This window comes from Actinomycetospora corticicola, from assembly GCF_013409505.1.
Taxonomy (GTDB): Bacteria; Actinomycetota; Actinomycetes; order Mycobacteriales; family Pseudonocardiaceae; genus Actinomycetospora; species Actinomycetospora corticicola.
This window is the reverse complement of sequence record NZ_JACCBN010000001.1, coordinates 5,479,118-5,497,550: the sequence shown is the minus strand read 5'-3', so window position 1 is coordinate 5,497,550 and position 18,433 is coordinate 5,479,118. Positions and strand designations below refer to the sequence as shown.

Below are 18,433 nucleotides of genomic sequence, written 5' to 3'. Positions count from 1 at the left end.
GTGTGACCCTCGCCTGGTGACCTGGGGCACGCCTAGCGTCCGGCCCGACGAGAGACCGGCTCGAGTCCCAGGCGGGTCTCACCAGACGACGAGAGGATCGCGATGCAGGTCGACGAGCTGCTCAAGCCGTTCCCCATCAAGGAGTTCCACCCGTTCCCCCGGGCGCTCCTCGGCCCGGGTTCGCACGAGCTGATCGGCCCCGAGGCCCTGAAGATGGGCTTCAAGAAGACGCTGATCATGACGTCGGGCCTGCGCGGTACCGACATCGTCCACAAGATCAGCGAGTCCATGAAGTGGCACGGCATCGAGACGGTCATCTACGACCAGGTCGAGTCGAACCCCAAGGACTACAACGTCATGGACGCGGTGAAGCTGTACCAGGAGAACTCCTGTGACAGCTTCGTCTCCATCGGCGGCGGCTCCTCGCACGACGCCTGCAAGGGCGCCCGCATCTCGGTGGCGCACGACGGCCGCAACGTCAACGAGTTCGAGGGCTTCAATCAGTCCGAGAACCCGAAGAACCCGCCGCACATCGCGGTCTCGACGACGGCCGGCACCGGCTCGGAGACCTCGTGGGCCTACGTCATCACCGACACCACGACGGACCCGAACAACCCGCACAAGTACGTCGCCTTCGACGACAACTCGGTGACCTCGCTGGCCATCGACGACCCGGTGCTCTACTACGACTGCCCGATCGACTTCACCGCCCAGTGCGGGTTCGACGTCCTCGCGCACGCCAGTGAGCCCTACGTCTCGCGCCTGAACTTCGAGCCGAGCCTCGGCAACGCGCTGCGGGCCATCGAGCTCACCGCGCAGAACCTCCGCGCCGCGGTGTGGAACGGCCAGGACCTCCCCGGCCGCGAGGGCATGATGTACGCGCAGTACATCGCCGCCCAGGCGTTCAACTCCGGTGGCCTCGGGATCATCCACTCGATCTCGCACGCGGTGTCGGCCTTCTACGACACCCACCACGGCCTGAACAACGCCATCGCGCTCCCCCGCGTGTGGGCGTTCAACATGCCGGTCGCCTACAAGCGCTTCGCGAAGATCGCCGAGGCCATGGGCGTGGACACCACGCACATGACCGACGTGCAGGCCGCGGAGGCCGCGCTCGCCGCCTCCATCCGACTGCTCCGCGACGTGGGCATCCCGGAGAAGTTCACCGACGTCACCCAGGACTCGTACTCGAAGAACCGTCTGGGCACCGGCCCGACCAAGTTCTACGAGAACGAGAAGACCATCACGGGTAACGACGCCGACGTGGACCGCATCACCAACCACGTCCTCGGTGACGCCTGCACCCCGGGCAACCCGAAGGAGTGCACCTTCACGACGGTGCGCCCCGTGGTCGACCACTGCCTCAACGGCGACCTGGACGACCTGCTCAGCTGAGCGACGCATTCCCCGGTGCCCGGCGGACCGTTTACGGTTCGCCGGGCACCGGCACGTCGGGTCGAGCTCCGCTGCGCTGCGTCTCCCCCGCGTTCCCCGAACGACCGCCGCAGGAGAGGATCCCCGCGTGACCAGCACGTCCGAGCAGCCCACGACGACCACGAGCACCTTCGAGTCCGTCGACGACGTCGTCGAGGCGCTCGCGGCCCAGGGCTACATCGCCGACCGACGCCTGGCCACGACGGTCTTCCTGCTCACCCGGCTGGAGAAGCCGCTCCTGCTGGAGGGCCCCGCCGGCGTCGGGAAGACCGAGCTGGCGAAGATGCTCGCCGTCGCGACCGGGCGGAAGTTCCTGCGCCTGCAGTGCTACGAGGGCCAGGACGAGACCAAGGCCCTCTACGAGTGGGACTACGGCAAGCAGCTGCTCTACACCCAGATCCTGCGGGAGAAGATCGGGCAGGTCGTCGAGGACGCCCCCGACATCCCCACCGCCGTCGACCGCATCGGCGCGCAGGACTCCGTCTTCTTCTCCGAGCGCTTCCTCGCCCCGCGCCCGCTGCTCGAGGCCATCCGGTCCGACGAGCCGGTCGTGCTGCTGATCGACGAGGTCGACCGCGCCGACGAGGCCCTCGAGGCCGTGCTGCTGGAGACCCTCGGCGAGTTCCAGATCTCGGTGCCCGAGGTCGGCACCTTCATGGCGAAGAACGCCCCGTACGTCATCCTCACCAGCAACAACACGCGCGATCTGGCCGCCGCCCTCAAGCGCCGCTGCCTGCACCTGTTCCTCGACTACCCGACGGCGGAGCGCGAGCTCGACATCGTCCGGTCGAAGAACACCGGGCTGCCCGAGGCCGCCGCGCGCGAGCTGGTCGAGGTCGTCCGCGGCCTGCGCGAGCTCGAGCTGCGCAAGGCGCCGTCGATCTCGGAGACCATCGACTGGGCGCGGACGCTTGCGGTGCTCGGCATCGACGACCTCAACTCGCAGATCCTCTCCGACACCGTCAGCGTCGTCGTGAAGTACGACAAGGACGTGACGAAGGCGCTCAACGCCCTCCCCGGCCTCGTCGACCCGAACGCCACGATCGACGACGCCGCGCACGGCCACGGTCATGGCCACGGGCACGGTCATGGCCACGACGGCGACCACTCCCACGACGCCCCCACGAACGGTCGTTCCACGGGCCCCGCGCCGGTGAGCGACGACGAGGACGGCCCCGACGGGCGCGCGGTGCGCGCGGCGAAGGACGAGCCGGGGCGCCACGCCGGCGTCTACGGCGCGCCGGGCCGGGACAACCAGGAGGCCGCGCGGACCGGCTCGGACAGGAACCCGACCAACCCGCGCAAGGTCAGCTCCTCGCAGGGCAACCGGTCGTTCGGGCTGGGCAAGAAGCGCGCGCTCTAGCCGTCGGGGTCGACCCACCAGCGAAGGGAGGCCCCCGATGGAGGCCACGATCCACCGCTTCGTGCGGCTCCTGCGCATCCGTCAGGTCCGGATCTCCACCTCGGAGGTCCTCGACGCGATGCGGTGCGCCCGCGAACCCGGCGTGCTGGCCGACCGGCCGACGCTGAAGGCCGCGCTGCAGGTGTCCCTCATCAAGGACATCCGCGACGAGGCCACCTTCGACGAGATCTTCGACGCCTTCTTCGCCCTGGTGAAGATCGGGAAGTCCGACACCGGGCACGGCCACGGGCACGGCCACGAGGACCTCTCCGACGACGGGACGCTGAACGACTTCACGCTCTCCGACGAGCCGTCGGAGACCCCGGAGCAGGGCCACGAGCACGGCAAGCCGGTCGACATCAAGCAGTTCTTCGACCCGGAGGACATGGCGCAGCAGTACAACCTGCACCAGGAGGCCAACAAGATCGACCTCGCGGCGATGACCGACGAGATCGTCTTCTCCAAGGACGGCGCCACCGACCAGACCAACACCGGCGAGAAGGTCCAGATCGAGACCGACCGCCTGCACGGCGGCGGCCTGCCCGGCGACATCGCGACGGCGTCGGGCACGAAGGTCGACGCCGACCTCAACGTCGCCCAGCAGGAGGCCCTCCTCGGGTGGCTGCAGGGCGTCGAGGACGGGATCGACGACGAGGGCGACGAGTCCGACGCGATGGCACTCCGCCGCCGGCTCGCCGGGATGCTCGAGAACCTGCCCGAGGCGATCAAGCGGCACCTCGAGCGGCTCATGGAGATCGAGCAGCGGGTCGTCGACGGCGGGCACGCCGACGAGGAGGCCCACAAGGCCGAGGTCGACCGGGCCGAGGAGCACGAGCGCCAGCAGCTCGAGGACTCGCTGCGCCGGCTCGCGAAGACCCTGCACGGCGCACTGACCCACCGACGCCGCCAGTCGCCCCGCGGGCGGATCGACGCCGGCCGCACGATGCGCCGCAACATGCGCTTCGACGGCATCCCGTTCACCCCGGTCACGGTGAGCCGCACCGAGGACAAGCCCCGCCTGGTGATCCTCGCGGACGTGTCGCTCTCGGTGCGGGCGACGGCACGCTTCACCCTGCACCTCGTGCACGGGCTGCAGGACATGTTCGGCCAGGTCCGGTCGTTCGCCTTCGTCGGCGAGCTGGTCGAGGTCACCGACCTGTTCTCCGACCACACCGTCGAGGACGCCCTCGGGCTGATCTTCGGCGGCGACATGCTCGACGTGGACGCCAACTCGAACTACGGCGAGGCCTTCGGGACGTTCCTCGAGGACCACGCCTCCGCCGTGAACCGGCGCTCCACCGTCATCGTGCTCGGGGACGGGCGCGGCAACGGGAACGACCCGAACATCGAGGCGTTCGCCGAGATCTCGCGGCGGGCTCGGGAGACCATCTGGCTCACCCCGGAGCCGCGGTACTCGTGGGGCCTCGGGGCCTGTGACCTGCCGCAGTACGCCGAATTCTGCGACCGCATCCGGGTGGTCCGCGACCTCACGGGCCTCTCCGAGGTCAGCCACGACATGGTGTCCGAGATGATCGGTCGGTGACGTCGGTGACCCTGACGCCCGCGGCGGGGTCGCTGCGGATCGATCCGCTGGCGCCGGGCCATCCCGGTCGCTGGGAGAACGGCCCGGTCGTCGTCTGCCACCTCGACCGGGCCGCGGTGCCCGTCCGGCTCTCCGAGGGCTGGACGCCGCTCCTGCGCACCGACCGGTTCGAGGTCCACCGGCTCGGCGACCGGTTGCTCGTGCTCCACCGCTTCCGGCCGGACGAGCTCGACGACGACGTCTCGACCTTCGTCGCCGACGAGCTCGGCTCCGTCGTGGTTTCCGCGCCGGTGTTCGAGCGGGTGGTGACCGGGATCGTGCGGTCGACGATCCTCGACCCGCTGACCGCCTGGGCGACCTTCTACGCGAACTCCCTCGCCGTCCTGCGCCACCCGCGCACCGCCCCGGAGATCGGCCTTCCGCCGGAGGCCTCGCTGGCCGGCTTCGCCCCGGTCCACGCGCGGGCCCTCGACGAGGTGGCCGGCTCGACCGTCGCCGACCTCGGGGCCTGCTTCGGCTTCCTCCCGCTCCTGATGGCCGAGCGGGGTCTCGACGTGGTGGCCACCGACCACACGCCGGGCACGATGACGCTCCTGTCCGCCGTCGCGCGGGCGGGGGTGGTGCCCGCGGCCGCGGACCGTCTCCGGACCCTCGCCTGCGACGCCCGCGCGGTCCCCCTCCGGGACGCGTCGGTGGACACCGTCACGGCGATCCACCTGCTCGAGCACCTGCCGGCGAGCGAGTCCGGCGTGATCGTCGACGAGATGGTGCGCGTCGCCCGCCGCCGGATCGTCGTGGCGGTGCCCTACGAGGAGGTCCCCGACCCGGTGTACGGGCACCTGCGCCGCTTCACCCCCGACGACCTGGTGGCCCTGGGCGAGCGCACGGGCCTGCCGTACCGGGTCGACGAGCACCACGGGGGCTGGATGTGCGCGGAGCGCAGGTGAGCACTCAAGGTCGCTGTCGCGACCTTGAGTGCTCACGTGAGCGAAGCTCACATGGGACAGCCCGCACCCCACGCGGCCGCCTGCGGGTCGACCCGGAACATCGGGCCGGTGTCCGTCGGCTCGTCGTAGTACCGGTGGAACACGGGCGTGAGCCCGCCCGAGATCGGCGGGACGATCCAGCTCCAGTCCACCGGGCACTTCCGGCCGGCCTGCTCCTCGCGCTCGAGGTGGCGCAGGAAGCGCTCGGACTCGCCGTGGTGGTCGGCCATCGACACGCCCGCGACGTCGAACGAGTGCTGCACCGCGAGGGTCAGCTCCACCGCGGACCGGTCGCGCCACATGGTGCGGTCGCTGGAGGTGTCGAGGCCCATCTTCTCGGCGACCTCGCGGAGCATGTCGTAGCGGTCCGCGTCGGCGAGGTTGCGCGCCCCGATCTCCGTCGCCATGTACCAGCCGTTGAACGGGGCGGCGGGGTAGGAGACGCCCCCGATGTCCAGCCGCATGTTGCTGATCACCGGGAGGGCGTGCCAGCGCAGGCCGAGGTCGGAGAACCAGCTGTGGTCGGGGTGGTGCAGGTCGACCTCGAGCACCGAGGCGGCCGGCACGTCGTAGAACTGCGGGCCCTTCTCGGCCCACTCCCCGCCGCCGGAGACGACCAGCGGCAGCACGTCGAAGCGCCCCATCGGCGACGGCGGCACCCAGCCCAGTGAGCGGGCGTGGTCGGTGAAGCCGACGTGCCGCGGGTCGCCGAGGACGCGGCCGCCGGTGCGGTAGCCCGCGTACCGGACCAGCTGCTCGTTCCAGATGCGCGGGCCCGTGGCCGCAGGCGTGTCCGGCGCGAAGATCGTGATCGTGGAGCGGATGCGCCCGCGCCGCGTGGCGTCGTCGAGGTGGCCGACGCACTCCGCGGCGACCTCCTCCGGCGCCGTCACGTGCCGACGGTCGCGCAGGTGCAGGCTGCGCCAGTACAGGCGGCCGATGCAGCGGGCGGAGTTCCGCCACGCGACGCGCGCGCCGAACGTGAGCTCCGCGGTCGTGTGCACGTAGGTGCCCGTCCGGGCGATCTCCTCGCGCACCGCGGCGATCCGCTCGTCCACCGTCACGGCGGGCCCGGCGACCCCCTTCACGGTGGTCGCGCCCGGCTCGTCGGCCTCGGCGAAGAACTGCCGGAGGAACTCCTCGGCCTCGGCCGGGTCGACGGCGGGAACCGTGGTCGCCCGGTCGGCCGGGGCGCCCCAGGAGGTCGACGGCGGCTCCGCGGGCCCCGACGTCGGCTCTGCGGGACCCGTCGTCGGCCGGGGCCGCGGACGCGGCCGATCGGTCACGACGGCGGGTGCGGCCGCGGGTGCGGGTGCGGGTGCGGGTGCAACGGCGGGTGCGGCGGCGGGTGCGGCGGCCACCAGAGGTGCGGTCGCGGCGCCCGGGTCGGCGGTCCGGGCGGCCGGGACGGGACCGACCGTCGCCGGGGACGCCGGGTCGGGGGCCGTCCGCGGCCCCGCGGTGACCGGGCCGGGTGGCGGGCCGAGGACCGGACCGCCCCGCGTCCCGGTCGCATCGGGCGCCACCGTCGTGGTCGCGGCGTCCGCCGTGTCGGCCACCACCGGGGATCCGTCTGCCGGCGTGCTCACCGGGTCCGCGTCCGCCGAGGTCCCGACGACGGCCATCGTGGCCATCCCGCGCGCCATGCCACCTCCGTGTGCTCCGAGGTCCTGCGTCCGTCGCCGAGCATCTGCAGCGACGTCGTCGACATCTGAGTCGTGCACGTCGTCCTGGAGACGACGTCCGAGCCGGACCCCCGCGCGCCCTGACACCATCCTCACCGACGTCCCCGCCGAGCGGATCTCTCCGTTCGGACTCACGTCAGCCGCGATCCGGGCCCCCATGATCGGCCTTTCGGTCGAACGGCCACTCCGGCGGCGCAGCCGAAACCCGATCGTGACCTGTCACACCGGCGCACTGTAGGGGGTCGCCCGATGCGCTCGGGAGGGCGGGCGCCTCTCACCCAGCGTCACCCGTTGGTGCTCTCCGTGTCGGGTCACCGCGACGACACCCCCCGCGCTCTGGCACCCTGACCGGCGACCGGCAGTAGTCGTCACGGGAACCCAGCGTGACGGGACCGACGGTGGGAGGCCTGGAGTGAGGCGGACCGGACGGGGCGGCGCGCACGGCGCGAGCCCCTGGGGAGGCACCCGGGGACGCGTGCGCCCGAGTGACCTGCGCGCCCAGGCCGACGAGATGGCGGCGCTCCTCGAGGAGGCCGCGCCCCGCTCCCGGCGGCAGCGACGACGGCGCTCGACCGCTCTCCCCGCCGCCGTCGCCGCCTTCGGCGCCCTCAGCGTCGGCGGCGTGGGACTCGCCCTCGGGCTGACCCCGACCGGCGTCGAGGGCCAGCTCCCCGCCGCCCCCTCGCCGGTCCTCGCCGACCCCGCGACCGACCTGCCGGTGACCACCACGGCGGGTGGCGGACCGGCCACGGTCGACCTCGACCCGGCCGTCGCGGGAGCCGAGCTCGTGCGCCCCGCGGAGCGACCCGGGTCGGTCGACCGACCCGCCCCGTCGTCGGGAACGCCGCGCAGCACCACCACGACGTCCACCACCACGAGCACGACGCCGACGACGACGCGGACCACGAGGACCCGCCCGACACGCCCGCCGCGTCCGACGGTCACGCGCTCGGCGACGCCCCGCTCCACGACGACCACCCCGCCCGCGACCGCCGCACCGCGCCGGGTCGCCGAGACCTCCGCGCTGGCCCCGTCGGGCACGGTCGAGGAGCCCGCCGAGGACCCCACCGTCGCGGAACCCGCACCCGGGGGCACGACCCGGCCGGTCGACGACCCCGTCGACGCCGCCGCTGTCCCGGACGAGTGACGATCACGTCACCGGAAGAACGGTCGACCCGCCACGACCAGTGACGACGGGTCGTCCGGGGTCCCACGACGGCGTTCGGTACGTCGCCGTTCACCGGCCGTGGCCGTACGCTGACCGCACCGTGTGCCACCCTGCTCGTTCGTGGGCGGACGCGGAGTAGCGTCGCGCCGCAGTGCCCACCGCCAGGGTGGCCCGGGCGGGGGGCGAGCGAGTCATCGTGAGATGAGGAGTCGACCGGACGTGACCGCAGCGAGGAACAACGGTCCCGACGCGGGCCGGCACGGTCCCGTCGGACCCGCGGGACCTCCCCGCGAGGGCCGGCCCGGGGACGCGCCCGGGAACTGGGGTGCCGCAGCGCTCGACCGCTCCGCACTTCCGGGCCACGGATCGTTCGGTGCCGGACCGTTCGACTCCACGACGGGGTCGGGCCACACCCCCCAGTCCGCCGGGGCCTACGACCCCGACGACGCCGTGTTCGACATCGCCGACGACCGGCGCGACGACGGGACGACGATGAGCCATCCGCAGGGTCGCGGGCCCGTTCCCCCGCCTCCGCCGCGCAACACGTTCCCGCCGGCCGCCCTCCCCTCGGCCCGGCCCGAGCCCGGCTGGTCCGGCGGCTACGGGTCCGGCAGCTACGAGCCGGGCGGGTACGAGTCCGGCGGCTACGAGACCGGCGGGTACGAGACGGGCGGCTACGCCACCGGCGGCCAGGCCGCGGCCTCCTGGTCCTCGGACTCCTACTCCTCGGGCGGTCGCGCCTCGGACGGCTGGTCCGGCGGGTCGACGGGCACCGGGTACGAGACCGGCTACCCCTCGGGCGGGTACGGCGGCTACGGCTCCGACACCGGCTACCCCTCCGACGGGCTCTCCGGCCGCTACGACGAGCCGCCGCGCACCACCGCGCTCTCCGCACCCGGCCCGAATCACGCCGTGCCCGAGGGCGTCGGGCTGCCGCAGCCGCGGGAGGCCGCCCCCGCCTCGAACGACGCCTCCGACATGGTCGCGATCATCCGGGCCAGCTTCGAGGCGGTCGCCCCGCGCGCCGACGAGCTGACCCAGCTGTTCTACGGCTGGCTCTTCCGCATCGCGCCGGAGACCCGCGAGCTCTTCCCCGTCACGATGGAGCTGCAGCGCACGCGCCTGCTGCGCGCGCTCATCCACGTCGTGCAGATGGTGGACCGGCCCGACGAACTGAGCGTCTTCCTGCGCCAGCTCGGCCGCGACCACCGCAAGTTCGGCGTCATCGGTGAGCACTACGACCGCGTCGGCGAGGCCCTCCTCGGCGCCCTCGGCGAGATCGCCGGACCGCTGTGGACCACCGAGGTCAAGACCGCCTGGGTCGGCGCCTACGGCGTCGTCGCGCAGGCGATGCGGGACGCCGCGGACGCCGAGCGCGGACCCGCCGTCTGGATGGCCCGGGTGATGGAGCACCGCCGCGTGGCCCCCGACCTCGCCATCGTGCGGGTGCAGACCAGCCAGCCGGTGCCGTACCAGGCCGGCCAGTACGTCACCGTCGAGACCCCGCAGCGGCCGCGGATGTGGCGCTCGCTGACCCCGGCGAACGCGCCGGGCCCGGACTGCGTGATGGAGTTCCACGTCCACACCGTCCCGGGCGGCTGGGTGAGCCGGGCGATCGTCTCGCACGCCCGCGTCGGGGACGTGTGGCGCATCGGCCCGCCCATGGGCCAGATGACGCTGGACCCGCGCTCGCGCGCCGACCTGCTCATGGTCGCCGGCGGCACCGGGCTCGCCCCGGCCCGCGCGCTGATCGAGCAGCTCATGATCGACGGCTCGGACCGCAAGGTCGCGCTGTTCGTGGGCGGCCGGACGTGGAGCTCGCTCTACGACATCGACACGCTGCGACGGATGGCCCAGGACAACCCCTGGCTGACCGTCGTCCCGGTCGTCGAGGAGGACGGGCGTCGGTACGGCGCGGAGACCGGCACCCTCGGCGAGGTCGTCGCGCGCTACGGCGCGTGGGCCGACCGGCAGGTGGTCGTCGCGGGCTCGCCGCCCATGGTCCGCTCGACGGTGTCCGCGATGCTCGACGCCGGGACGCCGTTCATGCAGATCCACTACGACCCCTACCACACGGACTAGGGGTCTCCCCGACGAACGAACGGCCCTCCCGCGGGTGCGGGAGGGCCGTTCGTCGTTCCGTAGTGGTCAGGCCTGCGCGGCCGCACGCTTGTCGAGGGTCAGCGACACCTCGGGCGAGCGCACGAGGGTCTGGTAGACGACGCAGTACCGCTCGGTCAGCTTGTGCAGCGTCGCGAGGGTGTCGTCGTCGGCGTCGGTGTCCAGGTCGAACGAGAGCCGGATGTCCTTGAAGCCGACCGGGGCGTCCTTCGCGACGCCGAGCGTGCCGCGGAAGTCGAGGTCGCCCTCGGCGTGGATCGTCCCGCCGCGGACGTCGACCCCCATCGAGGTGGCGACGGCGCGCAGGGTCACCCCGGAGCAGGCGACGAGCGCCTCGAGGAGCATGTCGCCGGAGCAGAGGAGCTCTCCGGTCCCGCCGGTGGCGGGGTGCAGCCCGGCCTCGACCATGGCCTGGGCGGTCTGCACACGACACGCGATGCCGGAGCCGTCGAGGTCACCGTCGGCCTTGAGGACGACGGTGGCCGACTCCGGGTCGTCACGGTACTGCTGCTTGAGGGGGCCCTGGGTCTCGGCGAGCGCTGCCTTGTCCATCCTTCAAGGATGCCTGCTCGGCCTGCCCGGCGCGAGGGCGGCAGGCGAACACGGCGATCGCCCCGAGCAGTGAGAACACGCCCGCGATCACCACCGCGTCGTCGAACCCGCCGAGCAGGCCGACCGCCCCCGGCTCCAACCCGGGGCGGGTGGCGATGACGGCGACCACCGTCGTCCCGATCGCGGACCCGACGTAGCGCGCGGTGTTGTTCGCGCCGCTGCCCATGGCCGCACGACCGGCCGGGACGCTGGCCACGGCCTCCCGCCCGAACGCCGCGTTGAGCACGCCGCTCGCGATCCCGGCCACGAACAGCCCCGGCACGAACCGCCAGACCGACGACTCGGGCGTCGCCCCGAGCAGCAGCGCCTGGCCCACCGCGACCACGAGGAGCGACACGGCCATCTGGAGCCGCCCGCTGACCGACGGCGGGAGCCGACGGGCCAGGAGTGAGGTCACGACGCTGGTCACCGACCAGGCCAGCAGGACCGCGGCGGCGGCGAGCGCGGAGGCGCGCAGTCCCCGCTCGGCCACGCTGAGCAGGACCGACGTGGTGGCGATGATGCCCATCCCCGTGGCGAGCGCGGCCAGCATCATGGCGAGGAAGCGGGGCGAGCGGAACAGGGTCGGGTCGATCATGGGGGCCGCCCGACGACGCTCGACGACGAGCCAGACCGCCAGCACCAGCAGGCCCCCGACGACGAGCGAGACCGGCGCGGGCCGGAAGGCGCCGGTGCGGGCCTCGACGAGGCCGGTGAGCAGCAGGGCGATACCGGCGGCGAGCAGCGCGACGCCGGGCAGGTCGACCGGCCGCGGCCGCTCCGCCTTCGACTCCTCGACGGCGAACCGCGCCCACAGCGCGAGCAGCACCGCGAGGACCGCCTCGATCCAGTACTCGGCCGTCCATCCCGCGATCCGCTCGCTGCCGGTGGCCAGCAGCGGACCGATCGCGATGCCGCCGCCGAGCGAGGCCCCCCAGATGCCGCTGGCCCGCGGGGCGTCGGGGGTGCCGGCGGGGAAGGCGTGGCCGATCAGCCCGAGGCTCGCGGCGACGAGCGCCGCCGCCCCGATGCCGGCGACGATCCGTCCCGCGACCAGCACCGCGGTGCTCGGCGCCACCGCGCACAGCACCGAACCGACCGTGAGGACGAGCGCGCCGAGCACGAGGGCGCGGCGGCGGCCGAGGTCGTCGGCCACCGCGCCGGCGGGCAGCAACGCCACGCCGAGCCCGATGCTCATCGAGCTGAGGATCCACGCCTGCCCCTCCGGGCCGGCGCCGAGCGCGGCCGCGGTGGCGGGCATCGTCGCCAGCGTGGAGGTGAACACGACGAGCGCCAGGAACGTCGCCGTGGAGGCGACGGCCAGCGTGGTTCGGGACCGCACGGTCCGGGACGCTAGCACGGAAGTTCGGTCATTGAACTAGCATGGGTGACGTGCCCCTCGGCCAGGGATATCCCGCGCAGGACTGCGCGATCGCACGGGCCCTCGAGCTCGTCGGCGACCGCTGGACCCTGCTCGTCCTGCGCGACTGCTTCTTCGGCGTGCACCGCTTCGCCGACCTCGTCGCGCGCCTCGACATCCCCCGCGCCGTGCTCGCCGACCGCCTCGACCGGCTCGTCACCGCCGGGCTCCTCCGTCCCGACGGCAGGTCCTACCGCGTCTCCGAGGCCGCGTGGCCGTTGTGGCCGGCGCTGCGGTCCCTGGCGGCGTTCGGGGAGGCGGACCAGGTCGCGACCGGCGGGTCGGTGCGGCGGTTCTCGCACGTCACGTGCGGGACCGACACCACCCCCGACGGCCACTGCCCGGCGTGCGGCACGGTGCCCCCACCACCCGACCTCGTCGTCCGCGCGACCGCCGGGCCGGGCCGGCGCGAGGATCCGGTGAGCGTCGCCCTCCGGTCCCCGCACCGGCTCCTCACGCCGCTGCCCTGAGTGCCACCCCCTCCGTGGCAGGAAAGCGTCGTTGCTGTCACCCAGTGACAGCAACGACGCTTTCCTGCCGTCCGGGAGGGGTCACCACCCGCTCCCCGCGACGTGCCGGATCGGCGCGTTGCAGCGGTTGAACAGGTTGACCACGGCGATCCACAGCAGCAGGGCCGCGCGGGCCGGCTCGTCGAACACCCGCACCACCTCCGACCACAGGGCGTCCGGCACCGCGTCCCCGGCGTCGGCGAGCCGCGTGACATGCTCGGCGAGCTCGAGCGCGACCCGCTCCTCGTCGGTGAACCAGGGCGCCTCGCGCCAGACGCCGACCGTGGCGAGGCGGTCGTCGGTCTCGCCCTGCGCCCGCGCCTCGACCGTGCCCCCGTGCACGCATGACGCGCACCCGTTGATCAGGCTGACGCGCAGGTGGACCAGCGCCAGGAGGGGCTCGGGCAGGCCGCCCGCGCGGGTGGCCGCGATCAGCCCGCCGATCGCCTCGCCCACGCCGGGCAGGATTGCGGCGGGGTTGGGCATGCGGGGCTCGAGCGCGATGCTGGTGGTCATGACGGCTCCTCGTCCTCGGACCGCCGGTCACATCCCTCGGCGCCGGTCGGTCATGTCACCGACACCCACCCCGCGGAGGATGTGACAGCCATGGACCCGACCGAGCTGGCCGGGCGGTTCGCCGCCCACCGGCCCCACCTGCTGGCCGTCGCCGGGCGGCTCGTCGGCCCCCACGCCGCCGAGGACGCCGTGCAGGAGGCGTGGCTGCGCCTCGCCCGGCAGGACGACCCCGACGCCATCGACAACCTCGCCGGCTGGCTCACCACGGTGGTCGCGCGGATCGCGCTCAACCAGCTCCGGGCCCGGCGTCCGGACGCCGAGGAGCCGGAGGACCTCCCCGACGACGACCCGGGCGCCGAGTCCCTCGCCGTCTCGGCGGACGCCGTCGGGCCCGCGCTCACCCTCGTCCTCGACCGCCTCTCCCCCGCCGAACGGCTCGCGTTCGTGCTGCACGACGTCTTCGGGCTGCCGTTCGAGGAGATCGCGCCGATCGTCGACCGCTCGGTCGCCGCCACCCGCCAGCTCGCCAGCCGGGGCCGGCGGCGGGTCCGGGGCCTTCCCGACGCCGGGGCCTCCCGCGCCCCGGCGGAGGTGGTCTCGGCCTTCCTGGCCGCCGCCCGGGACGGGGACTTCGGGGCGCTCCTGGAACTGCTCGACCCCGAGGTCGTGCTGCGCGCGGACCCGGTGGCCGTGCGGATGGCGACGGCGAACGCCGGCCGGGGCGCCCCCGAACTCGCCCCCGAGGTGCCCGGCGCCGACGCGGTGGCCCGCGTGTTCGCCGGCCGCGCCCAGGCCGCGGTGCCGGTGCTCATCGATGGTGTGCCGGGCCTGGTGTACGCGACCCCGAAACGGGTCGTGTCGATGTTCCGGTTCACCGTCGTCGACGGCCTGGTCACCGCGATGGAGGTCGTGGGCGACCCACGGACCATCGACGGGACCGAGGTGGTCTTCACCTGACGCCCGTCGTCGACCGCAGCCGCTCGCGCAGACCGGCGGCGAGCCCGGCCACCGTCAGGAGGTCCATCAGCTCACCGCCGGTGCGCACGAGCCACACCCGGCGGACCCCGGCGATCCGGAAGCGCAGGTGGACGCGGGTGCCGTGCGCGACGGGACGCAGCACGATCGCCCAGCTGATGCGCAGGTCGCCGCGCTCGGAGCGGTGGACGAGCGCCGTCGGCGGGGTGTGCTCGACGATCTCGAACGTCGCGTCGCGCCCGCCCCAGTCGGGGATGACGTCGCCCGGCGCGAGGTGCTGCAGCGACGGGTCGATCCGGCGCAGGCCCCGTCGTCGGGCGGGCACCACCCGCTCCGCCCACGCCGGCAGGTACCAGCCGGCCCGGCTCTTCCCGAGCTGGACGAACCAGGGCCAGACGGCGTCCGGCCCGGCCGGCAGGTCGAACGCCCGGTCCATCGTGACCTGGGCGTCGGGCACGACCCGGTCGCCCGGCAGCGCCGCCGCCACCTCGTGCGGGCGGGCCGCGACCGTCAGATGAGTCCCATCTTCGAGGCGGCGTAGACGGCCTCCGCGCGGCGGGAGACGTCGAGCTTGCGCATGAGGTTCCCGACGTGGAACTTCACCGTCGTCTCGGAGATGAACAGCTCGCGGCCGATGGTGCGGTTGCTCATGCCCCGGGCCAGCAGGCGCAGCACGTCGAGCTCGCGGCCGGTGAGCGTCTCGCCGTGCGGCTGCTGCCCGTTCAGCGAGCGGACCACGGCGGCCGCGGAACGCGAGTCGAACGCGGACTCGCCGCGCGACACCGCACGGATCGCGGCGATCAGCTCCGTGGTGTCGACGTCCTTGACCACGTAGCCGCGGGCGCCGGCGTGGACGGCCTCGACGACGAGCCGGTCGTCGAGGAACGTCGTCAGCACCAGCACCCCGACGCCGGGGTGGGCCTGGGTGAGCTGGCGGCACAGCTGCAGGCCCTCGGAGTCCGAGCTCGTGGAGAGCTTCAGGTCGAGCAGCACGATCGAGGGTCGCTCGTGGGCGACGACGGCGAGCGCCTCGGCCGCCGAGGAGGCCTCCCCGACGATGGCGAGCTGCGGTTCCCGTTCCAGCACCGAGCGCAGGCCCTGGCGGACGATCGCGTGGTCGTCGACCAGCACGATGCGGACCTCGCCCCGGCGGACCGCCGCGCGGGCGGGGATGCGGATGTCGGTCATGTCGTGCTCCCAGCGTCGTTCGGACCAGGCCCATCCTCGCCCGTCGGGCCACCCGCCGTCCCTGTCGTTCCCGACGGTTCTGCGGCGGCCTCGGTGGCCTCGCTCGGTTGCGGGCGGGCCTCGATGGGCAGCGGGACGCTCACCTGCACGCGGATCCCGCCCTGGCGGGCACGCTGCACCTGCAGGACGCCGCCGAACTCGCGGGCCCGCTCGGCCATGTTCGCGAGCCCCCGGTGCGAGCCGTCGAGGTCGCCCGCAGCCGACACCCGTAGCGAGCGGCGGACGCGCTCGGGGTCGCCGGTCCCGTCGTCGGCGACCGAGAGCACGAGGCGGTCCTTGCGGAACGAGAGCCGCACGACCGCCACCGTGGCCTCCGCGTGCACCGCCGCGTTGAACAGGGCCTCCCCCGCGACGCGGAACAGCGACCGTTCCGCGGCCGAGGGCAACGACACCGGCCGTCCCTCGATCCGGACCTCCACCCGCAGGTCGGAGGGCATGTGGACGGTGGAGAGCTCCTCGAGCATCGCCGGCAGGCTCCGGTGGCCGTGCTCGCCGGAGTGGTTGAGGGCGTAGATGGCCGACCGCAGCTGCTCGACCGCGCGTCGGGTGAGCTGCTTCGCGGTCTCCAGCCGTTCCCGCTGCCGCTCGTCCCGGATCTCCGAGCGCACCACCTCGATCTGCATGCCCGCCGAGAGCGCGTACTGCGTGACCGAGTCGTGCAGTTCCCGGGCGATGCGGTGGCGCTCCGAGTCGAGCACCTCGCGCTGCCGGGCGACGGTGAGCGCGTCGCGGGTGCGCTGGAGCTGTTCGTTGCGGGCCGCGAGGTCCTCCGCGTGGCGGCTGGCCTCGTCGTAGAGCCGCAGCGTCCGCTGGTGCAGCGCCGAGTTCTGCAGCGCCGCCGCGGTCTGGCTCGCGAGGACGCGCAGCACCGAGGCGTCGGTGGCGTCGATGCGCCGCTCGACCCCGGTCCACGCGACGATCTCGCCCACCACCGTGCCGTCGAGCCGGACCGGCACGTGGAGGTGGTGGGGGTCGTGCGGGTGCGGGTCGGCCGCCGCACCGTCGCCCGCGTTCAGGTCGGACTCGTCGTGGTCGCCGCGGCGGACGGCGTGCAGGTGTCGCAGGACGTACGGCGGCAGCTCCGGCGCCCCGGCCTCCGCAGCGGCCCCGTCCCCGTCGCGGGGCACCTCGGCGAACGGCACCTCGGCGAGATCGGGCCCGAGCACGAGGTGGCGGGGCGAGGCCTCCGGGAGCGCGCCGTCGGCGAGGGCGAAGACCACCCAGTGGGCGGTGAGGTGCTCCGAGGCGGCCTCGGCGACCGAGCGCACGAGGGTGCCCGGCCCCTCGGTGGTCCGCACCAGGGCCCGGCTGATCCGGTCGAGCGCGTGGATGACCCGTCGCAGCCGCTCGGCGGAGGCGAGATACTCGACGTAGAACGAGGGCTTGCCCGAACGGATGCCGGTGAGCAGGTCCAGATCGAGGCCGGGGTCCGTGTCGCGGCCGGAGATGCGGTGCTCGGTCACTGCGGCTACAGGGCCTGCCGGAACAGCGCCTCGATGTCGTCCCGCGTGGCTTCCCGGGGATTGGTCGACAGGCAGGCGTCCGCCATCGTCATCGTCGCGAGCTGCGCGACGTCGTCCTCGGTCACCCCGATCTCGGCCAGCCCCTTCGGGACGCCGAGCTCGTCGGCCAGCCGCCGGACCTCCTCCGCCGCCCACTCGGCCGCGTCCTCCGCCATCGCGTCCGAGCAGCGGCCGCCGCTGACCTCGGCGAAGCCGAGGGCCTGGGCGATCGGCACGAAGCGGGCCGGATCGGGCTCCGCGTTGAACCGCACGACGTGCGGCAGCAGGATCCCGTTGATCACGCCGTGGGGCAGGTCGAGCAGGCCGCCGACCTGGTGGCTCATCGCGTGCGCCGCGCCGAGGATCGCGTTGGTGAAGGCGAGGCCCGCCTCGAGCGCGGCCTGGGCCATGAAGACCCGCGACTCCTGCTCGAGCGGATGGTCCATCGTGCGCTCGAGGTGCCCGCCGACCAGCGAGATCGCCTGCAGCGCGTGGTGGTCGGTCAGCGGGTTGTGCGCCCGCGACACGTAGGCCTCGATGCCGTGGGTGAGCGCGTCGAGCCCGGTCGCGGCGTTCAGCCAGTCGGGCATCGTCGTGAGCAGCTGCGGGTCGACCACCGAGACGTCGGGCACAAGCGCCCGGCCGAGGATCGTGATCTTGGTGTTCCGCAGGGTGTCGGTGACGATGCAGAACTGGCTGACGTCGGCCCCGGTCCCGGAGGTGGCGGGCACCATCACCATCGGCGGGATGGGGTTGACCATGCGGTCGACGCCCTCGAAGTCGGTGATCACGCCCCCGTTGCCCGCGAGCAGGGCGATGCCCTTCGCGGCGTCGATCACCGATCCGCCGCCCACGGCCACGAGCACGTCGCACCGCTCGGCGCGATAGCACTCGTGCCCGGCGGCGATCTCGTGGTCCTTGGGGTTGGGCGTGACCCCGCTCCACACCGCCGGCCGCATCCCGGCGTCGTGCAGGTGGCGGCTGAGCTGCTGCGGCCAGCCAGCCGCGAGCAGGCCCTCGTCGGTGACGAGCAGCGGGCGGCGCGCGCCGAGGCGCGCCGCCGCGTGGGCGGCCTCGGAGAGCGAGCCCGACCCGAACACGATCTCCGGGACGTGGAACTTGGCGAGGCGCGGCGTCTCCGGCCCCGACTGCAGGTGACCGCGCCCGGTGGCGGCGTCACGTGGCGTGGGAGCGGGCCCCGTCGGGGTCTCCGCCGCCACCCTGCGCCGGCTCACCACCAGCGATTCGCCCGCACGGGTCACGGAGTCGACGAGGACCACGCTGCCCCCTCCCCACCGTTGGTTCGGCTGCTCGGTGTAGTCCACGTTACAGA

General features: G+C 73.6%; 16 protein-coding genes. 8 read left to right on the top strand and 8 right to left on the bottom strand.

Translation table 11 applies throughout. From position 1 onward, the window contains the following. Nucleotides 1-102 precede the first annotated feature (102 nt). The 4 genes from mdo to mftM all read left to right on the top strand — a co-directional run bounded on the left by mdo (nt 103) and on the right by mftM (nt 5,326). The gene (gene mdo / locus BJ983_RS26765) at nt 103-1,395 is read left to right on the top strand and encodes an NDMA-dependent methanol dehydrogenase (protein WP_179796597.1); all 1,293 of its coding nucleotides are present in this window, start codon (nt 103-105) and stop codon (nt 1,393-1,395) included. Nucleotides 1,396-1,522: 127 nt separating this feature from the next. After that, complete coding sequence (locus tag BJ983_RS26760; RefSeq protein WP_179796596.1) at nt 1,523-2,797, top strand: AAA family ATPase; 1,275 nt, start codon at nt 1,523-1,525, stop codon at nt 2,795-2,797. Nucleotides 2,798-2,834: 37 nt separating this feature from the next. Next, the gene (locus tag BJ983_RS26755) at nt 2,835-4,379 is read left to right on the top strand and encodes a VWA domain-containing protein (protein WP_179796595.1); all 1,545 of its coding nucleotides are present in this window, start codon (nt 2,835-2,837) and stop codon (nt 4,377-4,379) included. Then, entirely contained in the window at nt 4,376-5,326 is a 951-nt protein-coding gene (gene mftM / locus BJ983_RS31920) for a mycofactocin oligosaccharide methyltransferase MftM (RefSeq protein WP_179796594.1), read from the top strand. Before BJ983_RS26755 ends, mftM begins: the two co-directional genes overlap by 4 nt. A 47-nt stretch (nt 5,327-5,373) precedes the next feature. On the opposite strand, the gene BJ983_RS26745 is transcribed toward mftM, so the two are convergent. Next, nucleotides 5,374-7,011 carry a nitric oxide synthase oxygenase gene (locus BJ983_RS26745; RefSeq protein WP_425484794.1) on the bottom strand — a complete coding sequence of 546 codons (1,638 nt, stop codon included), beginning with the start codon at nt 7,009-7,011 and terminating at the stop codon, nt 5,374-5,376. Nucleotides 7,012-7,525: 514 nt separating this feature from the next. Here BJ983_RS26745 and BJ983_RS26740 point away from each other — a divergent pair. Further along, nucleotides 7,526-8,197, top strand: coding sequence for a hypothetical protein (locus tag BJ983_RS26740; RefSeq protein ID WP_179796593.1), 672 nt, complete (start codon nt 7,526-7,528; stop codon nt 8,195-8,197). Between the two features lie 999 nt (nt 8,198-9,196). Next, nucleotides 9,197-10,300, top strand: coding sequence for a globin domain-containing protein (locus BJ983_RS32750; protein WP_179798297.1), 1,104 nt, complete (start codon nt 9,197-9,199; stop codon nt 10,298-10,300). 66 nt (nt 10,301-10,366) lie between these two features. On the opposite strand, the gene BJ983_RS26730 is transcribed toward BJ983_RS32750, so the two are convergent. After that, nucleotides 10,367-10,891 carry an OsmC family protein gene (locus BJ983_RS26730; RefSeq protein ID WP_179796592.1) on the bottom strand — a complete coding sequence of 175 codons (525 nt, stop codon included), beginning with the start codon at nt 10,889-10,891 and terminating at the stop codon, nt 10,367-10,369. After that, nucleotides 10,836-12,272, bottom strand: a complete 1,437-nt coding sequence (locus tag BJ983_RS26725; protein WP_179796591.1) for an MFS transporter — start codon at nt 12,270-12,272, stop codon at nt 10,836-10,838. The genes BJ983_RS26730 and BJ983_RS26725 overlap by 56 nt, the downstream gene beginning before the upstream one ends. Before the next feature lie 50 nt (nt 12,273-12,322). Here BJ983_RS26725 and BJ983_RS26720 point away from each other — a divergent pair, with 50 nt between their 5' ends. After that, nucleotides 12,323-12,820, top strand: coding sequence for a winged helix-turn-helix transcriptional regulator (locus BJ983_RS26720; RefSeq protein ID WP_343054366.1), 498 nt, complete (start codon nt 12,323-12,325; stop codon nt 12,818-12,820). 81 nt (nt 12,821-12,901) lie between these two features. On the opposite strand, the gene BJ983_RS26715 is transcribed toward BJ983_RS26720, so the two are convergent. Then, on the bottom strand, nt 12,902-13,375 hold the full coding sequence (locus tag BJ983_RS26715) for a carboxymuconolactone decarboxylase family protein (RefSeq protein ID WP_246325661.1): 474 nt from the start codon (nt 13,373-13,375) through the stop codon (nt 12,902-12,904). Nucleotides 13,376-13,465: 90 nt separating this feature from the next. Between BJ983_RS26715 and BJ983_RS26710 the strand changes: the two genes are divergently transcribed. Then, nucleotides 13,466-14,332, top strand: a complete 867-nt coding sequence (locus BJ983_RS26710) for a sigma-70 family RNA polymerase sigma factor (RefSeq protein ID WP_179796589.1) — start codon at nt 13,466-13,468, stop codon at nt 14,330-14,332. Here BJ983_RS26710 and BJ983_RS26705 read toward each other — a convergent pair. Genes BJ983_RS26705 through BJ983_RS26690 form a run of 4 tightly spaced genes read right to left on the bottom strand, consistent with a single transcriptional unit; the run spans nt 14,325 to nt 18,425 of the window. Next, nucleotides 14,325-14,837 (bottom strand): hypothetical protein, encoded by a 513-nt coding sequence (locus tag BJ983_RS26705; protein ID WP_218890490.1) that lies wholly within the window; start codon nt 14,835-14,837, stop codon nt 14,325-14,327. The two genes, BJ983_RS26710 and BJ983_RS26705, sit on opposite strands and share 8 nt — an antisense overlap. Before the next feature lie 23 nt (nt 14,838-14,860). Then, the gene (locus BJ983_RS26700) at nt 14,861-15,538 is read right to left on the bottom strand and encodes a MadR family response regulator transcription factor (RefSeq protein WP_018332359.1); all 678 of its coding nucleotides are present in this window, start codon (nt 15,536-15,538) and stop codon (nt 14,861-14,863) included. Next, entirely contained in the window at nt 15,535-17,061 is a 1,527-nt protein-coding gene (locus tag BJ983_RS26695; RefSeq protein ID WP_179796588.1) for a MadS family sensor histidine kinase, read from the bottom strand. The genes BJ983_RS26700 and BJ983_RS26695 overlap by 4 nt, the downstream gene beginning before the upstream one ends. A gap of 5 nt (nt 17,062-17,066) precedes the next feature. Further along, entirely contained in the window at nt 17,067-18,425 is a 1,359-nt protein-coding gene (locus BJ983_RS26690) for an iron-containing alcohol dehydrogenase (RefSeq protein WP_343054365.1), read from the bottom strand. Nucleotides 18,426-18,433: the final 8 nt, after the last annotated feature.